The sequence below is a fragment of the Devosia sp. 2618 genome, assembly GCF_040546815.1.
Lineage (GTDB): Bacteria > Pseudomonadota > Alphaproteobacteria > Rhizobiales > Devosiaceae > Devosia.
Window position 1 is genome coordinate 2,592,053 of the sequence record NZ_JBEPOO010000001.1, and the last position, 16,756, is coordinate 2,608,808.

Annotated in this window: 16 protein-coding genes; 6 read left to right on the plus strand and 10 right to left on the minus strand. The window is 62.1% G+C overall.

What is annotated here, in order from left to right:
• Positions 1 to 32 precede the first annotated feature (32 nt).
• Entirely contained in the window at positions 33 to 728 is a 696-nt protein-coding gene (locus tag ABIE28_RS13020) for a hypothetical protein (RefSeq protein ID WP_354063579.1), read from the minus strand.
• Between the two features lie 146 nt (positions 729 to 874).
• On the opposite strand from ABIE28_RS13020, the gene ABIE28_RS13025 reads away from it, so the two are divergent.
• Both ABIE28_RS13025 and ABIE28_RS13030 read left to right on the plus strand, forming a co-directional pair.
• Positions 875 to 1,129 carry a DUF2164 domain-containing protein gene (locus tag ABIE28_RS13025; protein ID WP_354063581.1) on the plus strand — a complete coding sequence of 85 codons (255 nt, stop codon included), beginning with the start codon at positions 875 to 877 and terminating at the stop codon, positions 1,127 to 1,129.
• 126 nt (positions 1,130 to 1,255) lie between these two features.
• Positions 1,256 to 1,612, plus strand: coding sequence for a DMT family protein (locus ABIE28_RS13030; RefSeq protein WP_354063583.1), 357 nt, complete (start codon positions 1,256 to 1,258; stop codon positions 1,610 to 1,612).
• Positions 1,613 to 1,786: 174 nt separating this feature from the next.
• Here ABIE28_RS13030 and aztD read toward each other — a convergent pair whose 3' ends face one another.
• The gene (gene aztD, locus ABIE28_RS13035; RefSeq protein ID WP_354063585.1) at positions 1,787 to 2,959 is read right to left on the minus strand and encodes a zinc metallochaperone AztD; all 1,173 of its coding nucleotides are present in this window, start codon (positions 2,957 to 2,959) and stop codon (positions 1,787 to 1,789) included.
• Positions 2,960 to 3,162: 203 nt separating this feature from the next.
• Positions 3,163 to 4,110: a zinc ABC transporter substrate-binding protein ZnuA gene (gene znuA / locus ABIE28_RS13040; protein ID WP_354063587.1), complete on the minus strand. Its 948-nt coding sequence runs from the start codon at positions 4,108 to 4,110 to the stop codon at positions 3,163 to 3,165.
• Between the two features lie 166 nt (positions 4,111 to 4,276).
• Here znuA and ABIE28_RS13045 point away from each other — a divergent pair, with 166 nt between their 5' ends.
• The 3 genes from ABIE28_RS13045 (at position 4,277) to ABIE28_RS13055 (ending at position 6,433) form a co-directional block, all read left to right on the plus strand.
• Positions 4,277 to 5,107, plus strand: coding sequence for an ATP-binding cassette domain-containing protein (locus tag ABIE28_RS13045; RefSeq protein WP_354066450.1), 831 nt, complete (start codon positions 4,277 to 4,279; stop codon positions 5,105 to 5,107).
• Between the two features lie 104 nt (positions 5,108 to 5,211).
• Positions 5,212 to 6,030, plus strand: coding sequence for a metal ABC transporter permease (locus tag ABIE28_RS13050; RefSeq protein ID WP_354063589.1), 819 nt, complete (start codon positions 5,212 to 5,214; stop codon positions 6,028 to 6,030).
• Positions 6,020 to 6,433 (plus strand): Fur family transcriptional regulator, encoded by a 414-nt coding sequence (locus ABIE28_RS13055; RefSeq protein WP_354063591.1) that lies wholly within the window; start codon positions 6,020 to 6,022, stop codon positions 6,431 to 6,433. Before ABIE28_RS13050 ends, ABIE28_RS13055 begins: the two co-directional genes overlap by 11 nt.
• A gap of 201 nt (positions 6,434 to 6,634) precedes the next feature.
• Here ABIE28_RS13055 and rsmD read toward each other — a convergent pair whose 3' ends face one another.
• From rsmD to ABIE28_RS13085, 6 genes are all read right to left on the minus strand, one after another.
• Positions 6,635 to 7,192, minus strand: coding sequence for a 16S rRNA (guanine(966)-N(2))-methyltransferase RsmD (gene rsmD / locus ABIE28_RS13060; RefSeq protein ID WP_354063593.1), 558 nt, complete (start codon positions 7,190 to 7,192; stop codon positions 6,635 to 6,637).
• A gap of 148 nt (positions 7,193 to 7,340) precedes the next feature.
• On the minus strand, positions 7,341 to 9,323 hold the full coding sequence (locus ABIE28_RS13065) for a pseudouridine synthase (protein ID WP_354063594.1): 1,983 nt from the start codon (positions 9,321 to 9,323) through the stop codon (positions 7,341 to 7,343).
• A 128-nt stretch (positions 9,324 to 9,451) separates the two neighbouring features.
• A complete protein-coding gene (locus ABIE28_RS13070) occupies positions 9,452 to 10,081 on the minus strand; it encodes a hypothetical protein (protein ID WP_354063596.1) in 630 nt (209 codons plus the stop codon).
• A 205-nt stretch (positions 10,082 to 10,286) separates the two neighbouring features.
• Positions 10,287 to 10,862, minus strand: a complete 576-nt coding sequence (gene lspA, locus ABIE28_RS13075; protein WP_354063598.1) for a signal peptidase II — start codon at positions 10,860 to 10,862, stop codon at positions 10,287 to 10,289.
• Positions 10,863 to 10,925: 63 nt separating this feature from the next.
• Positions 10,926 to 13,892 (minus strand): isoleucine--tRNA ligase, encoded by a 2,967-nt coding sequence (ileS, locus tag ABIE28_RS13080; RefSeq protein ID WP_354063600.1) that lies wholly within the window; start codon positions 13,890 to 13,892, stop codon positions 10,926 to 10,928.
• A 212-nt stretch (positions 13,893 to 14,104) separates the two neighbouring features.
• Entirely contained in the window at positions 14,105 to 14,512 is a 408-nt protein-coding gene (locus ABIE28_RS13085; RefSeq protein WP_354063602.1) for a hypothetical protein, read from the minus strand.
• A 173-nt stretch (positions 14,513 to 14,685) separates the two neighbouring features.
• Between ABIE28_RS13085 and ABIE28_RS13090 the strand changes: the two genes are divergently transcribed.
• Complete coding sequence (locus ABIE28_RS13090; protein WP_354063604.1) at positions 14,686 to 15,804, plus strand: helix-turn-helix transcriptional regulator; 1,119 nt, start codon at positions 14,686 to 14,688, stop codon at positions 15,802 to 15,804.
• Here the strand turns inward: ABIE28_RS13090 and ABIE28_RS13095 are convergent.
• Positions 15,782 to 16,756, minus strand: a complete 975-nt coding sequence (locus ABIE28_RS13095) for a bifunctional riboflavin kinase/FAD synthetase (protein WP_354063606.1) — start codon at positions 16,754 to 16,756, stop codon at positions 15,782 to 15,784. The two genes, ABIE28_RS13090 and ABIE28_RS13095, sit on opposite strands and share 23 nt — an antisense overlap.

Genomic DNA, 16,756 nt, shown 5'->3' on the forward strand with positions numbered 1-16,756 from the left:
CGCCCCTTGAGGGCGGTCAATCCGCCCTGCGGTTACTCGTCGCCTTCGGGGCCTTCATAGCTGATGCTGAGCACCTGGACCTGAACGGCCAGATCCTTGAGCAGCGGCTCGCTGGTGGGGATGGAGACTTCCCCGGATACAGGGTTCACATCGAGATCATCGGTGTCTTCATTGGTGGGGGCGAAGCGCAGCGAAATGTAGCAATTGCCCTCGACGTGGGCGAGCGTGCCGTCTTCGATACTGGCGTAGCCGCCATAATCCCACCAGAAGCCGCCAATGGTGAAGGGCGCCTGGTTGATGGCAACCACATCCTCGACGCTCATGCCGACGCGCACGCCCTGCGGTCCTTCCATGGACGGCGACAGATCAGCGTAGCTCAGGTCGGTCAGATTGGTTTCGTCCCACCAGCCAAATTCCATGGTCTTTTGCGGATCATTGGGGAAGACGGTAGTGGCGAGAATGGTGGTGCCCTCAGGGCCATCGACATTGCCGGTGACGACGTTTTCCTTGCCATAGGTCTTGATCAGCAGCGCTTCGGAACTATCGCGGCCAAACACGCCATCGCAGGCAAAGGTCGATGGGTCCTGGGCAAAGGCCGGGGATGCAAGGGCAGCACAGACGACAATGGCAGACATACGCAGCAACATGGCCGAACTCCTTGAGGCGGGCGCTACATCGCCGACGCCATCGACCTGGCGCCAATGGCCGACGGCGGCGAAATCTGCCATCAAATGGTCGTTGCCGCAATCGGGCTCGGTAGGAAGAACCGGTTTTGGTCAAGCGCCTCGTTGGTGGGCTGAAGCAGATTTGCGCGCGGCGGGTGGATGCGACTCGCACTAGGCAGAGAGCACGCTCAAGAGCAGAGGACCCCAGGATGAAACCCATCAAGTTTGACCGCGACGAGACCAAGGCCATTGTTGGAGAAATTCAGGACTATTTCCGCAACGAGCTGGATCAGGATATCGGCGTCATCCCGTCCGAAATGCTGATGCAGTTTTTCGCCGACAAGATGGGCGCCTATTATTACAACCGCGGCGTTTATGACGCGCAGGCGGCGCTCAAGGCCCGCATGGACAGCCTGCACGACGACCTGTTTGCGCTCGAGCAGCGCACCAAGCATTTGCGCTAGACAGCAAGTGGGGCGGCGACCGGGCCACTCTTATTGTCGAGAGTGATGCAGTTTCGCGCTTTTCCAAAAATGGCGTGGTGATATCTGTGAGGCGCCGGGTTCGTCCGGTGTCTTCAGGAGGAAGCCTTGGGCTTCAATTTCCCTACGCTGGCCCCAATCGGGCTGTTGGTTGCATCCAATATCTTCATGACCTTTGCCTGGTACGGGCACCTGAAATGGCCAACCTCGGCGCTGTGGGCCGCGGTGCTGATCAGCTGGGGCATCGCGTTTTTCGAGTATTGGCTGGCCGTGCCCGCCAACCGGATCGGCGAGGCGGTCTATTCGCCATCCGAACTCAAGACCATCCAGGAAGTCATTTCGCTTTCGGTATTTGCGGTGTTCACCGTGTTTTACTTCGGCGAGAAGCTGACACTGAACCACGGTGTGGGGTTCGGGCTGATCGGGCTTGGGGCGTTCTTTATATTTAAGGGGCCGTTGAAGTAGGCGGCTGGGGCGGGTCTTTGGAGGGGATACCCCCACCCGCCGTTCGGGCATAGCCCTCACGGCCTTCTCACCTAAAATCACGCCACTGGCGTGATTTTGCCTTCGGCCGGATCGAAGTCCCCCTTTTCAGGGGAAGGTTAGGTGGGGGTATTCTTGCTTTAGTGCACGTTACCCCTAGTGCACCGTCCCCGAGCCCCCGACCGCGACGATATTGTATGGCGCTCCATCGACCGGCAACTCGCCCGTCTTGGCGAATGTCGCGATGTCGATGAGGTGTACCTTGCCCGCATTGGGATCGGTCACGGCAACCACGTTCCCTGCGACGGCGATGCGAGGACGTGGCAGGCTCCATTCGCCGTCCATCGAATATGGATCGGTGACGGAAAGCGACTGGACCAGTTTGCCGGAGACCACGTCGAGCTGATTGAGCTTGCCGTCTTCGGTAAAGACATAGGCAAACTTGGGCCGGATCGGATCGACCGCGAAATGCACGCGGCGGGTTGGCAGGTCGACGAGGCGGAATGCGGTTGTCTCCGCTGGGTCGATAATGGCGACGTTGTCGGCACCGTAATTGCCGAGGAAATACTGCAAGCCGACACCACCAAGAAAGGTGGTGGATTTGCCGTCTGGCAGGCCGGCATAGGGCAGTTTTTCGATCTTGGGCTCACCCGAACCGGAGACGATCAACACGCCGTCGCCACAACCGATGATCACCAGATTGCCTGAACTGGCTTCGCCATGGAGGTCTGGGCAGGCATGGATATCGCCGACCTGATTGCCGGCGCTGTCGAGAACTTTCAGGCCGATGCGGGGCTTCTTTTCATCATCGGCATTGGCGGCCGAGCTTAACGTGTAGTCGCCCCACGGGACAGCGACGCCGTGATGGGGTGTGCCGCTGTCGAGCTCGACAGGTTCGATCTTGCCGTCGTGCGCCCAGTCGTGGCTGCTGAACAGGTTGATCTTGCCGGAGCCGTCGAAGAACAGCGCAGTCTTGCCACCGTGCTCCACCACGTGGGCGGGCTTTTCGCCGTCAAGGGTCGCGCCGACAAGAACTGGATCGGTGATGGTGATGTCGCCGTGGTCACCATGGTCGTCGACGCTGATGCCGCTGTTGATGACAGCGACCTGGTTGGCCGCGCCCTGGACGGCGAAGACGGCACCGTCGATGGCGTAGAGTGAGGCCGGGCCGGTCAGGGGGAAGGTGGCGAGGTTTTCGCCGGTAGTTGCGTCGAGGGCGATGACGGTGGGGTCGGCGTGATCGGCGATGAACAGGCGCCAGGTTGTGATGTCATCGGCGAAGGTGGGGGTGACGAGGGCGGTGGCGGCGAGGAGGATGCGGGCGAGCATGTGAGGTCCGATATGTTAGCACGTTACGTTTGCGGAGAAGTTTGGGCGTGGGGACGGATTAAAGAGTCTTTGTCGGATACCCCACCCGGCCTCCCCCTGATAGGGGGAGGAGTTCGATCGAGTTTGGGCACTAATGGCGACAATCACCGGCCGGATTCCTCCCCCTTTTCAGGGGGAGGTTAGGTGGGGGTATTCTTGCTTTCTTAGCCCAGGCAATCGACCAGGCTGGTGGCGAGGCCACGCAGGAGGGTTGGGTAGAGGTCGGGCCCCTCAGTCAGCGCCCCACCCTCGGGGTCGAGGACGCCGGATTTGGCGGTGGAGCCTTCGGTGATGGCCGAGATGATGGTGGGTTCGAAATTGGGTTCGGCGAAGACGCAGGTGGCGCCGAGTTCGGCGACCTTGGCCTTGAGCTGGTCGATGCGGGCGGCGCCGGGCATGACGTCTGGGGTTACGGTGACCGAGCCAGCCAGTGACAGGCCGAAGCGCGCTTCAAAATACTGGTAGGCGTCGTGGAAGACGACGAAGGGCTTGTCCTTGATCGGAGCGAGGATCTGGGCGATCTGGTTTTCCAGCTCGTCCAGCTTTACCAGTTCGGCTTCGGCATTGGCCTGATAGGCGCTTGCGTTTTCCGGATCGGCTTCGGACAGGCTCGTCGCGATCTGGGTGACCATCAGCTTGGCATTTTCCGGATCGAGCCAGAAGTGCATGTCGCCTTCGCCATGTTCATCATGGGCGTGGTCATCGTGGCCTTCGTGATCGTGGTCGTGATCCTCGTCGCCATGCGAATGGGCTTCAAAGGCGCCGCCTTCGCGGACGGGGAGCAGCTTGATGCCGGGGGAATCGGCAAGTTCGACGACGGTCGCGTTCTTGGCGAGGGTATCGAGGGAATCGGCGAGGAATAGTTCCATGCCGTGGCCGGTCCAGAACACGATATCGGCGGATTCAATGGCGCCGGCATCGGAGGGACGCAGGGCATAAGTGTGGGGCGAGGCGGAGCCTTTGACGATGAGCGTGGGTTCGCCGACGCCCGCCATGACGGCGGCAACCAGCGAGTGAACGGGCTTGATGGAAGCGACCACATTGGGCGCGGCGAAGGCGGTGGAGGTGAGCAAAGCCGTGGACAGCAGGGCAAAAGGGGCGAGCAGCTTCATCGGCAGGAGCCTCGTATTGTTTCGGTGACGTCGCGTGATATGTTATGTTATTACGCTTGCGGTGATGTTATGCTATAACGTATTGAAGGGCGTCAAGGTCCGTTGCGCAGAAATTTTGCGGCAGCGTCGGACCCCACCCTGGCCTCATAGAGGGTGCGAAGGAGCGATAGTTTTGAATGCGATAGTTCCCAAGGAAACGCTGATCACGCTGCGCAATGCCGGCGTGTCGCGCGGCGGGCGGACGCTTGTGAGTGGCGTTGACCTGACCATTGCCCGCGGCGAAATCGTGACGCTGATCGGGCCGAATGGCTCTGGAAAATCGACGACAGCCAAGATGGCGACGGGCGTGTTGAAGCCATCCACCGGCACGGTTGTGCGCAAGCCGGGGCTCAAGATCGGCTATGTGCCGCAGAAGCTGACCATAGACTGGACGCTGCCGCTGACGGTGGAGCGACTGATGACGCTGACCGGACGGTTTTCGGCTGGCGAGATCGATGCGGCGCTCGAAGCTGTCGGCGCAAGGCGGTTGCTCAAGGCTGCGGTGCAGGAATTGTCGGGCGGAGAATTTCAGCGCGTGCTGTTTGCCCGGGCGATGATCCGCAAGCCAGACCTGCTGGTGCTGGACGAGCCGGTGCAGGGCGTCGATTTTTCCGGTGAGGTGGCACTTTACGAACTGGTGCGGCAGATCCGCGATGTGACGCAGAGCGGCATATTGATGATCAGCCACGACCTGCATGTGGTGATGGCAGAAACCGATACGGTGATCTGCCTTAATGGCCATGTGTGCTGCCGGGGCACGCCCTCGGCCGTGAAGCGGAGCCCGGAATATCTGCGGCTGTTCGGCGAGCGGGCCGCCGGGTCACTGGCGATTTATCAGCATCATCACGACCATGAGCATCATGACGATGGGTGTGTGGTGGCTGAAGGTGAGGCGCATGAGCATTCCCATGGGCATGATCATGCTCACGAGCATAAGGGGCATAGCCATGCGGATTGAGGTCCTGGCTGGCTCCGTCCCCCCCTCCCTGGCCCTCCCCTCGAGGGGGAGGGTGAGATCGGGTTTTGGGCGAAATTTTGTGCCGTCCCGCGTGGAGAATGCTGATGTTCGGTGATTATTTCTCTCGCGCGCTGGTTGCTGGTGTGGGCCTTGCCCTCGTGACAGGCCCACTGGGGTGTTTCGTCGTGTGGCGGCGGATGGCCTATTTTGGGGATACGATGGCCCATTCTGCGCTGCTGGGTGTGGCGCTGTCGATCATTTTGTCGATGAACATGACGCTAGGCGTGTTTGCAGTGGCGGCTTTGGTTGCCGGCGCGCTGATCGTTTTGCAGAAGCAGGCGACACTGTCGACCGATGCGCTTCTAGGGATATTGAGCCACTCGACGCTGGCCGTGGGGCTGGTGCTGGTGGGCTTTTTGACCACGGTGCGGATCGACCTGATGGGGTTCCTGTTTGGCGACATTCTGGCCGTCTCGATGCAGGATATTTACGTCATCTATGGCGGCGGCGTTGCCATCGTGGCGATACTCGTTCTGGCATGGCGACCGCTGTTGGCGTCGACCGTAAGCCCGGAACTGGCCGAGGCCGAAGGACTGCGGCCGGAGGCGAGTCGTCTGGTGCTGATGATCCTGATGGCCAGCGTTATCGCCATTGCCATGAAACTGGTCGGCGTCTTGCTGATTACCTCGTTGCTGATCATTCCGGCGGCGACGGCGCGGCGGCTGAGCGCGACGCCGGAGATGATGGCGATCGTCGCGGCGGTGTTGGGCGCCATTGCGGTGGTTGGCGGGTTGTTCGGATCAAGAACGTGGGATACGGCGTCTGGGCCCTCGATTGTGGTGATGGCGCTGATTATATTTCTGGTGTCGCTGACGGTTCCCGTTTCGCGGCTGTTCGGCAGGAGAGAGACCCATGGCGCATAGTCACGACGTACCGACCGATCTGACGCGCAATCAGGGGCTGGTGCTGGGCGCGCTCAACCATTCGGTGGGGCCGCTGAGCGCCTATGACATTCTCGACAAGCTGCGCGCCGATGGGCTGCGGGCGCCGTTGCAGGTTTATCGCGCGCTGGACAAGCTGGTGGAACGCGGGCTGGCGCATCGGCTGGAATCGCTCAATGCGTTCGTCGCGTGTGCGGACGAGCACTGCCATCGCAAGGGGCTGATTGCGTTTGCGATCTGCGAGGGGTGTGGGAAGGTGGATGAATTTGCCGACGCGGTGATCGAGGATCGGCTGGGCGACTGGGCAGGGGCCAAGGGCTTCAAGGTCGAGCGGACGACGATGGAAATCCGGGGCAAGTGCGCGGAGTGTGCGCTGGCGGCTTAGGGGCACGCTACCACTTCCTTCTCCCCTTGCGGGAGAAGGTGCCCCAAGGGCGGATGAGGGGCTCCTTCAGGATGTCTGGCATGGGATGGCTTACGCCATTCGAGCACAGCTCTCATGGCCTTCTCACCCTGTCATTTCTGCTGAACGCAGAAATGCCGTCGCTCTCCACAAGGGGAGAGGGGAAGAAGTGAGCGGAACGCGCTATTCCCCGAACGTCAAAAAATGCACGGCGGCGGAGCCGTATTCGCGGCGATCATCGAGGGTGAAGCCGGTCGGAATTTCGATCTCCGCATCGACGCTTTCTTCGAAGACGATGGTGGCTTCCGGGGCGAGCCAGCCGCTGGCGGCGATGCCGGCAAGGGCTTTTTCGCCCAGGCCGTGGCCGTAGGGCGGATCGAGAAACACCAGATCGAACTGACCGAAGGTGCCGGAAACGCCGAGATCAGTAGCGTCGCGGCGCAGAAGCTTGGTGATGCCCCCTGCCCCGAAGGCTTCGATGTGATCGCGGATCAGGCCACGCGCTTCGGCGCCCATATCGACGAAGGTGACGTGGCTGGCGCCGCGTGACAGGGCTTCAAAGCCCAGCGCGCCGGTGCCGGCGAACAGATCGAGGACGCGCACGCCGTCAAAGACCGGGCCGATGCGGCTGGAAAGGATGTTGAACATCGATTCACGGACGCGGTCGGCCGTGGGGCGGATGGACTCGTCGGATGGCGAGTTCAGCTGCTTGCCACGGAATTTGCCGGCAACGATGCGCATAACAAGACTTCCTCAGTAGCCCTCATGGTGAGCTTGTCGAACCACGAGGGCGTGACATCTTTGTGCCACGACCTCGTCCTTCGACAGGCTCAGGATGAGGTCTGTTGTTGCTTCAGGCTCAGCATGAGCTTCTCTGTTGCTTCAAGCCTTACTTTGGACGACGTGGGCCGCCCGAGGATGGACGACCACCGCCGGAGGGGCGACCGGCACCGCCGGAGGGACGACCACCACCAGATGGGCGGCCTGCCCCACCGGATGGACGACCTGCGCCACCAGTCGGACGACCACCGGGCTTGCCGAAGCCGCCTGGCTTACCGCCGAAACCACCGGGCTTGCCGCCGGCGCCGCCTGGGCGCGGACCGCGCTGAGGGGCTGCACCGTCACGCTTTGGCGCTGGCTTGCCATCGGCACGCATGCGGGGCTTGCCGTATGTCTTGGCCTCGGAGCCGAACTCGTCACGACCCGGACGGGCTGGACGGTCGCTGCGCTGCGGACGCTCACCGAAGGACGGGCGCTCGGAACGTTGTGGACGCTCACCGAACGATGGGCGTTCCGAACGCTGTGGGCGATCGCCAAAGGATGGACGCTCGCCGTCCTTGCGGAAGCGGACTGGCTTTTCGGAGAAGTTGCGGCCGGGACGCTTGGCTTCGCCCTTGAAGGCTGCGCCTTCGCCGCGCTCGCTATCGGGACGCAGACGCGGCTCGAATACGCGCTCGGCGCCAGCCTCTTCACGACGTGGACCGCGTGGCGTGCCGGTGAACTCGCGACCGCGTGGCGGACGTGCGCCGCCCTCTGGACGGGGCGAGCGTGGACGATCACCAAACGACTTGCCGCCGCTTGGGCGCTCGCTGCGATCGCCGGATGGACGACGATCATCGTCGCGACGCGGGCCGCGTGGCTTGTCGCCGAAGGACTTCTTCTCGAAGGGCTTCTTGTCGCCAAAGCTGGGCTTGGCACCGAATGGCTTTTTGCCGCCGGCTGGGCGCGGGGCGCTTTTGCCGAAGGTCAGTGCCGACTGATCGTCGCGATCGGGGCGCTGCACGATGCGGGTATTGCGCTTGGCGACGAACTCTTCGGGCGCGCGGCCATCTTCGTCAAAATGGATGTGACGGGGTGGTGGCGCGTATTCGTCGTCCTGCGACTCGTCGCGGCGTGCCATTGGCTTGCGGCTGTCGAAACGGCCGGGGCGATCCTGACGCGGACGCTCAGCGCGGAGTTCTTCTTCGGTCTTTTCGGCGTGATCGGTGAAGCGGAAACGCTGGCTGTCGATCTCGACGGTATTGGTGCCGCGACCGGTGAGACGGTCACGCGTTGGCTTGCCGACGAGGGCGTTGGCATTGATTTCGGACGGCATTTCGCTATCGAAATCGACGTCGGCAGCGTCGGCAAGCTTTTTGCCGAGCTGGTCGCGCAGCATCTTGGCCTTGACGGTTTCGACAGCGCCGACCGGAATATCGCCGAGCTGGAACGGGCCATAGCTGACGCGGATCAGGCGGTTCACTTCAAGGCCAAGCGCGCCGAGCACGTTCTTGACTTCACGGTTCTTGCCTTCGCGCAGCGACAGGACGAGCCAGACGTTGGACCCCTGCTCGCGCTCAAGCGTGGCTTCGATGGCGCCATACTTGATGCCGTCGATTTCGATGCCGTCCTTGAGCTTGTCGAGGGCAGCCTGGGTGACCGAACCGTGGGCGCGCACGCGGTAGCGGCGCAGCCAGCCGGTGGCAGGCAGTTCGAGAACGCGCTTGAGGCCGCCATCATTGGTCAGCAGCAGCAGGCCTTCGGTGTTTATATCGAGACGCCCAACCGTGACGACGCGCGGCAGGCCGTGGACTTCGAGGGCCTCGAAAATGGTCTCGCGACCTTCAGGGTCCTTCTCGGTGACCACGAGGCCAGCGGGCTTGTGATAGAGCCAGACGCGGGTGCCCTGACGGGCAGCAAGCGGGGCGCCATCGACGATGATCTTGTCGCGGTCGGTGACGTTAAAGGCTGGCGTCAGGACCTTCTTGCCGTTGACCACGACGCGGCCGGCGGCGATCCACACTTCGGCATCACGGCGGGAGCAAAGCCCCGAGCGGGCGATGACTTTGGCGAGACGGTCACCGGTATCGGGTTTGGCTGGAGCGTCGCTCATTGAGGCGTACTTTCATGTCATGCGGGACCCATATGCCGGAGACATCTCTGGCGGGCGGCGCGGAAAAGACTAAGCGGCCGGATCATCCGGCCGCTTGATATTTGGAGCCAGGCGAATGCCTAGCTGATCTAGTTTGTAATGTCGCTTTTGTTCAGGCGCGCGTCCTGCGAACCGATCATGCCCGAGCTGGTGACACCCGGTGCGGCAGCAGCGCGGAGCGCCTTGCGCACGGCTTCGGGGCACTTCGGATCGTTGATCGACACGACTTCGCCATTGCCGACGGCACAGACCAGATCGGCATTGCCGACGCGGGTGAAGTACTCTTCGGGTGGCAGGTAAAGCGGGCGGTTGCCATTGGTGCGAACGGCGATATTGGCGGCCTGCATGCGGGCGGTCAGGTGACGGGCTTCGGCCTCGGTCAGCGGGCGACCGGCGGTGGAGCGCAGATCGACGACCTTGGCATTGCGCAGGCGCTGCAGATCAGCCTCGGTCAGATTGCTGGTATCGATGCGGACGGTGTCGCTATTGGCAGGCAGCTGGGCGGATGCAACCTGGGTGGTTGGCGCAGGCAGAGCCTGACCCGACTGTGGCAGCACAAGCGGCGCACGCGCAGTGGTGAGATCTTCCTTAGGCGCACTGCCTGGTAGTAGCCCGATGCCGCGTGCCGTGCTCGACATGACTTCGCGCTCAAAGGTGCCCACATCGGTCAAGGCATTGGTGCCTTCGACGGTGGTGCATGCCCCAAGAGCCACAGCCATGACCAGGCCCAGAGCAAGCAAACCAGCCCGGGATACGGCCCGACGAGCAGAGTGCTGCCCGGTCAATCCATTACGCATGAAACGTCCTTCAAGATGTCGGCCGCGCTTATAGCGCATTCTGGCGACTAAGACCAGATTCTGGCAGGAACGTGTTGTTCAAGCCGATCCGGCGCAAACCGTTGCCCCGAGGCAACGATCTCTGGCCCTAGTCCTTGGCGGTTGATATGGCGCGCTTGGGCCTGCCGAGGCCGAGCAGATCGGCGATGAGCAGCACGACACCAATGGTGATGGCGACGTCGGCGACGTTGAAAATATAGAACGACCACTCGCCCCAGTGAAAATGGAAGAAGTCGGCCACGCCGCCATAAATCAGGCGATCCAGCGCATTGGACAGCGCGCCGCCGATGCAGAAAGCCAGACCCAGACGTACCAGCGCCGAATCGGCGCGGACCCACCAGATCGACAGCGCGATGATGGCGAGGACCATCACAGCGCCCAGCGTCCAGACCGGCAAGCCATCAAGCAGGCCGTAGGAAATGCCGGTGTTCCAGACGAGGACGTAATCGAAAAAATCGGTAACGCGGAGCACTTCGCCGCCGCGCCAGCCGGTCATCGAGAACGGAATGTAGCTGCTGAAGACTTCGATGCAGTTGGAGCCGCCGATGGAAATACAATCGGCCGAGACCTGATAGGCCTTGTGGGCACGATCCAGCCCGAACGCGAGAATGGCCGCCGTCAGGGAGACGTAGACGGAGGGGTCGGTCAGAGATTTCAGATTCATTTCGGGTACCCCCTCCTAACCTCCCCCTGATAGGGGGAGGAACATTGCTGTGGCTCTCAGACGTTACAGGCCGGCCGCAGCGCGTTCGCGCAGGGCCTGAGCGTCGCGGGGCGAGACGTCGGGGAATTCGGGGTCCGAGCCCACTTCCGGCAGGATTTTCCACGAGCGGGCGCAGCGGGTTCCCTTGGCCAGTTCTGGTACGACCGAGATGCCCGACACGTCGTCGAGGGTGAAGCCTTCGCCGGTGCCCGACACCACTTCGATATCCGAAGTGATGGCGATTTCGGCGAGGTCCTGGCCCTTAAGCGCCTCGATGTAGCGCGCATCGGCGATGAACACCTTTGGCGCGGCTTCGAGCGAGGAGCCGATACGCTTTTCGCGGCGTTCAACTTCGAGCGCCCCGGTGATGACGCGGCGCACCGAGCGGATCAGGTTCCACTTGGTGGCCAGCTCATCATTGAGCCATTCGGACGGCACTTCGGGGAAGAGGCGGAGGTGAACCGAGGAGCCCTCCTCGGGATGACGCTCAAGCCAGACTTCTTCCATGGTGAAGACCAGGATTGGCGCCAGCCAGGCGGTCAGGCAATCGAACAGGTGATTGAGCACCGTGAGCGAGGCGCGACGCTTTACCGACGAGATCGGGTCGCAGTAGAGCGCGTCCTTGCGGATGTCGAAGTAGAACGCCGACAGCTCGATGTTCATGAAGTTGGTGAGGAGCGAGACGATCTTGCGATAGTCGTATTCCTTGTAGGCCGCGCGGACCTGCATATCGAGTTGGGCCAGACGATGCAGCATCAGCTGCTCAAGCTCGGGCATTTCCGCAAAGGACACGGCATCCTTGGCATCGTAATGGGCAAGATTGCCGAGCAGCCAGCGCAGCGTGTTGCGCAGCTTGCGGTAGCCATCGACCGTGGTCTGGATGATTTCCTTGCCGAGGCGCAGGTCTTCCGAATAGTCGGAGGACGCGACCCAGAGGCGCAGGATATCGGCGCCGTACTGCTTGATGATGTCCTGCGGGGCAACCGTATTGCCCAGCGACTTGCTCATCTTCTTGCCGTCGCCGTCCATGGTGAAGCCATGCGTCAGCACGCCTTCATAGGGCGCGTGGCCATTGGTGGCGCAGCTTTCGAGCAGGCTGGAATGGAACCAGCCGCGGTGCTGATCCGAGCCTTCGAGATAGAGCGAGGCCGGGAACTTGAGGTGCGGCCACTTCTGCTTGTTGCGCAGAACGAAAGAGTGGGTTGAGCCACTGTCGAACCACACGTCGAGCACGTCCTTGACCATCTCGTAATCGGCCACGGCATAGTTGTCGCCCAGATAGCGCTCGGCAGCGCCAGGCTTGAACCATGCATCAGCGCCTTCTTCCTCGAAGGACTGTGCGATGCGGTGATTGACGACCTCGTCCTTGAGGATTTCGTTGGTCGCCTTGTTGACGAACACCGTGATCGGCACGCCCCAGGCGCGCTGACGCGACAGCACCCAATCGGGGCGGTCGGCGATCATCGAGCGCAGGCGGTTCTGGCCGGCAGCCGGGTAGAACTTGGTGGCGTCGATTGCATTGAGCGCGCGTTGACGCAGTGTATCGCCCGGTGCACCCATGATGTCGCGGTCCATATAGACGAACCACTGGGGCGTATTGCGGAAGATGACCGGCTTCTTGGACCGCCAGGAATGGGGGTACGAGTGCTTGACGCGGCCACGGGCGACCATGGCGTGACGCTCGGCAAGAGCGGTGATAACTCGGTTATTGGCGTCGCCCTTCTTGCCATTGTCATCGATGACGCGTGCGCCGTCGAGGCCGGGGGCTTCGTTGGTGTAGAAACCATCGTCGCCGACGACATACGGGATGGCGCTGTCGATGCCCTTTTCGGCCAGCAGTCGGCCGGAATTCATCCAGATTTCAAAGTCGTCGAGGCCGTGGCCGGGTGCGGTATGCACAAAGCCGGTGCCGGCGTCGTCGGTGACGTGTTCGCCATCGAGCAGCGGGACTTCGAAATTGTAGCCGTCGCCGAAGCCACGCAGCGGATGGTGACACTGGAGGCCCGACAAGACGGCTGGTGGCACGTCCTGCAGGCGCACGAAGGTTTCTACCTTGGCCTTGGCGAACGTTTCGGCGGCGAGCTTATCGGCCAGCACGTATTTTTCACCGACCGAAGCCCAATTGCCGTCTGGCGCGCCGGTGACCTCATAGAGGCCATAGGCAACCTTGGACGAGAAGGAGATCGCGCGGTTGGCGGGGATGGTCCAGGGCGTCGTGGTCCAGATGACCACCGACGCGCCGGTCAGGTGTTCGCGGCGTTCGAGATTGTCTTCGACGCCCGAGCCGGCGGTTGTGGCGATATGCGAGGTCGGGAACTTCACCCAGATGGTGTCGCTCTCGTAGTCGGCATATTCGATTTCGGCTTCGGCCAGCGCGGTGCGCTCGACCACCGACCACATGACGGGCTTGGAGCCGCGATAGAGCTGGCCGGAGTTCGAGACCTGCATCAGTTCGCGCGCGATCTGGGCTTCGGCATCAAAGCTCATGGTGAGGTAGGGATTGTCCCACTCGCCGAGCACGCCGAGGCGCTTGAATTCTTCGCGCTGGATATCGACCCACTGCTCGGCAAAGGTCCGGCATTCCTGACGGAATTCGACGATCGGAACGTCGTTCTTGTCCTTACCCTTGGCGCGGTACTGCTCTTCGATCTTCCATTCGATGGGCAGGCCGTGACAATCCCAGCCCGGCACATAGGCCGAGTTGAAGCCCAGCATCTGCATCGAGCGGGAGACTATATCTTTCAGCGTCTTGTTGAGCGCGTGACCGATATGGATGTTGCCATTGGCGTAGGGCGGGCCGTCATGGATGGTGAACAGCGGCCGCTGCGCAGCCTGATCGCGCTGCAGCTGGTAAATGTCCATGTCTTCCCAACGCTTGAGCCAGATCGGCTCGCGGTCCGGCAAGCCGGCGCGCATAGGAAAGTTGGTCTCTGGCAAAAACAGCGTGGCCGAATAGTCGGTTTCGGCGGCACCCGTGGCGGTATCGGTCATGAAAAGCGGCAATCGATAAGGAAGATTTGGCCGCCTTTTAGCAAGGCACGGGCGATGGGGCAAAGCTTGATTTTTGCCACCTGGCGAGCGGCCCCTTGCAAGGGAGGGCGCGAAGGGCCGGACCGGAGCATGGGAGCGGGCGATTTATGGCATCCAGCCCGTTCCCGATGCTCAACCAATCGTGTGTCGGTGGGCAGCCAATTGCTGTGCTTTCAAGCGAAGTCGAACTGACCGACGACGGCCAAAGAAGCGTCCACTGCCTGGACAGGAGGCTCGTCCTGCGCGGGCTGCTCTGGTTCTTCGACGGGCTCTTCAGGCTCTTCGACAGGTTCTTCGGGCTCCTCAACAGGCTCTTCGGGCTCCTCTTCGGCAACAACGGGATCGCCTGCCGAGCCGGTCATGGAACTGATGCTGCCATATTCGGTATGGACATTGTTGGGCAGGCATTGCTGCGCATGGACATCGGGTTTGCCGATCATCAGTCCGAAACAGTGGACGAAGTGCCGGGTGCCGATGACCACGGTTTCAAATGCATTGGCCTTTGGCATGGCAACGGCGACGGCGGATGCGCTGACCAGCAGAATCGCTGCCAGCCTCAGGCGCTTTTTCAAGGATTTCATGGTGTCTCCTGGCGTTAGATCCAGGGCAGCCTAGTGTTGGCGAGCGACGGCCACATCGAACACATGTCCGATTGGTGCGGGGCAGATTCCGTGGCAATCAGAGGTGGCTTGATATGCTCGAAGATTGAGTATCCACTGCCGTGGCGCGGTCAGGCATGCCGGGAGGCACATCCTTGGATCAGGTACTCTCGCTTATCGAGCATATCTATGAGGCCGGAGCGCACCCCGAGCATTGGAAAACGGCGCTGGTCTCGTTGGCCGATGTGACGGGCAGTCTTGACGCGACAATGGGCGGACAGACGGCGGCCCTGGTGCCGCTGCTGGTCAGTGCGCGGGCCGACCCCGAATATGTGCGCCAATATGCCGACCACTATCACCGGCGCAATCCGATGCAGCTGGCCATGCACAGCCTGCCGGTCGGGCAGCCGGTGGTCGATGCCGATATCATCGATGTCGAGGCATTCCGGGCGGGCGAGTTCTACAATGAATGGTGCGTGCCCCAGCAATATCTCAACGGCGCGGCGCTCAATATGGCAACCTCGCAGGGGTGGCGCGCAACGCTGATGATCTCGGGGCCGACTGAATATGGTCGCGACCAGCTGCGTATTCTGTCCATGGTCACGCCCCATCTGATCCGGGCGTTTCAGCTCAACCAGTTGCTGCATGAAACCAAATCCGTGGGCATGGGGATTTTCACCGCGCTCGAATATCTCGACCGCGGCGCGCTGCTGGTCGGGGTGAGCGGGACGGTGCGAACGGCCAATGGCATTGCCGAGCGTATTCTGGCGCAGGGCGATGGGTTGCGGCTCAACAATGGGCAACTCAGTTGCATGACGACCACTGAGACGGCGGCGCTGGACAAGCTGATCGGACGCTGTGCGCGCGGGCTGGTGACAGCCGACGAGGGGATTATGCAGGTTTCGCGTGGCGAGGGACGCAGTCCACTCTGGGTGCAGTGCCTGCCATTTCCGTCGAGCAATTGGTGGCCGGGCTTTACCCAGCAATTGGCGATGGTGTTCGTGACAGATCCCGATGCGCGGATGGAGCAGATGGTGCAGCGCCTGCGGCAGCGTTTCGGCCTGACACCTGCCGAGGCAAGTCTGGCGTGGGAGATCGTGCGCAGTGGCGGGCGCAAGACAGCCGCGTTGCAACGCGGCGTTTCGGTCGCGACGGCGCGCAGCCAACTCACCAGCATTTTCGACAAGACAGGCGTGCGGCGGCAGGCGGAACTGGTGCGGCTATTGCTCGATGATCAGGCCGACAAACCGATCACCCGACATAGCCCAATCTAGCGTCGAGGTCGCTCAGCGGGCGGGCTTCGGCCAGCGCGGCGCGGGCCTTCTTGCTGTCGCGGTCCATGGCGACGATCAGCTCGTCGAGGCCGGCGAAGACTTCCTGGCCGCGAATGTGGGCGACCAGAGCAACGCTGATGGTCTGGCCATAAATGTCTTCGTCGAAATCGAAGAGGTGGGTTTCAAAGGGCGGGCGTTGATTGTTGAACATCGGCTTGCCATAAGCGGCGACGCCGTCGAACAGCCGATCACCAAGTCGGGCGCGGACGGCGTAAACGCCCTGGGCCAGCTGGAAATTGGCATGGGTCATGGTGTTGGCGGTTGGGTAGCCAAGCTCCCTGCCCCGCTGGTCGCCTTTGACCACGCAGCCGTTGAAGAACCAGTGATAGCCGAGCAGGCGATTGGCGGCGGTGACCGCGCCTTCCGATAGTGCGGCGCGAATGCGCGAGGAGGAAATGACCTCGTCGCCTTCATCCATCAGGTCGAGCTTTTCGACGGCAAAGCCATAGGCCTCGCCGGAGGCCTGCAGGAAATTTGGCGTGCCGCGACGCTGGCGACCGAAGTGGAAATCGGAGCCGACGATAACTCCGGTGACGCCGAGCGCACCGACCAGGAAGCGCGAGACGAAATCCTCGGCTTCGATCTGGGAAAAATCGCGGTCGAAATTGAGGATGGCGATGGCATCGACGCCAAAGGCTTCGGCCAGCCGCGCCTTGGCATCGCCGTCGGTGAGACGGAACATGAAGGGCGCGGGCGCAAAAACGTCGCGCGGATGCGGCTCGAAGGTCAGGATAATGGCGGGCACACCGGCCTCGGCCGCGCGGGCCTTGAGCCGCGCGATGACGCGCTGGTGGCCGCGATGGAAGCCATCGAAATTGCCGATGGCAACAAAGGCGCCGCGCAGATCTGCGGGCACGGCATCGAGATTGGACAGACGCTGAAAACCGGTCAC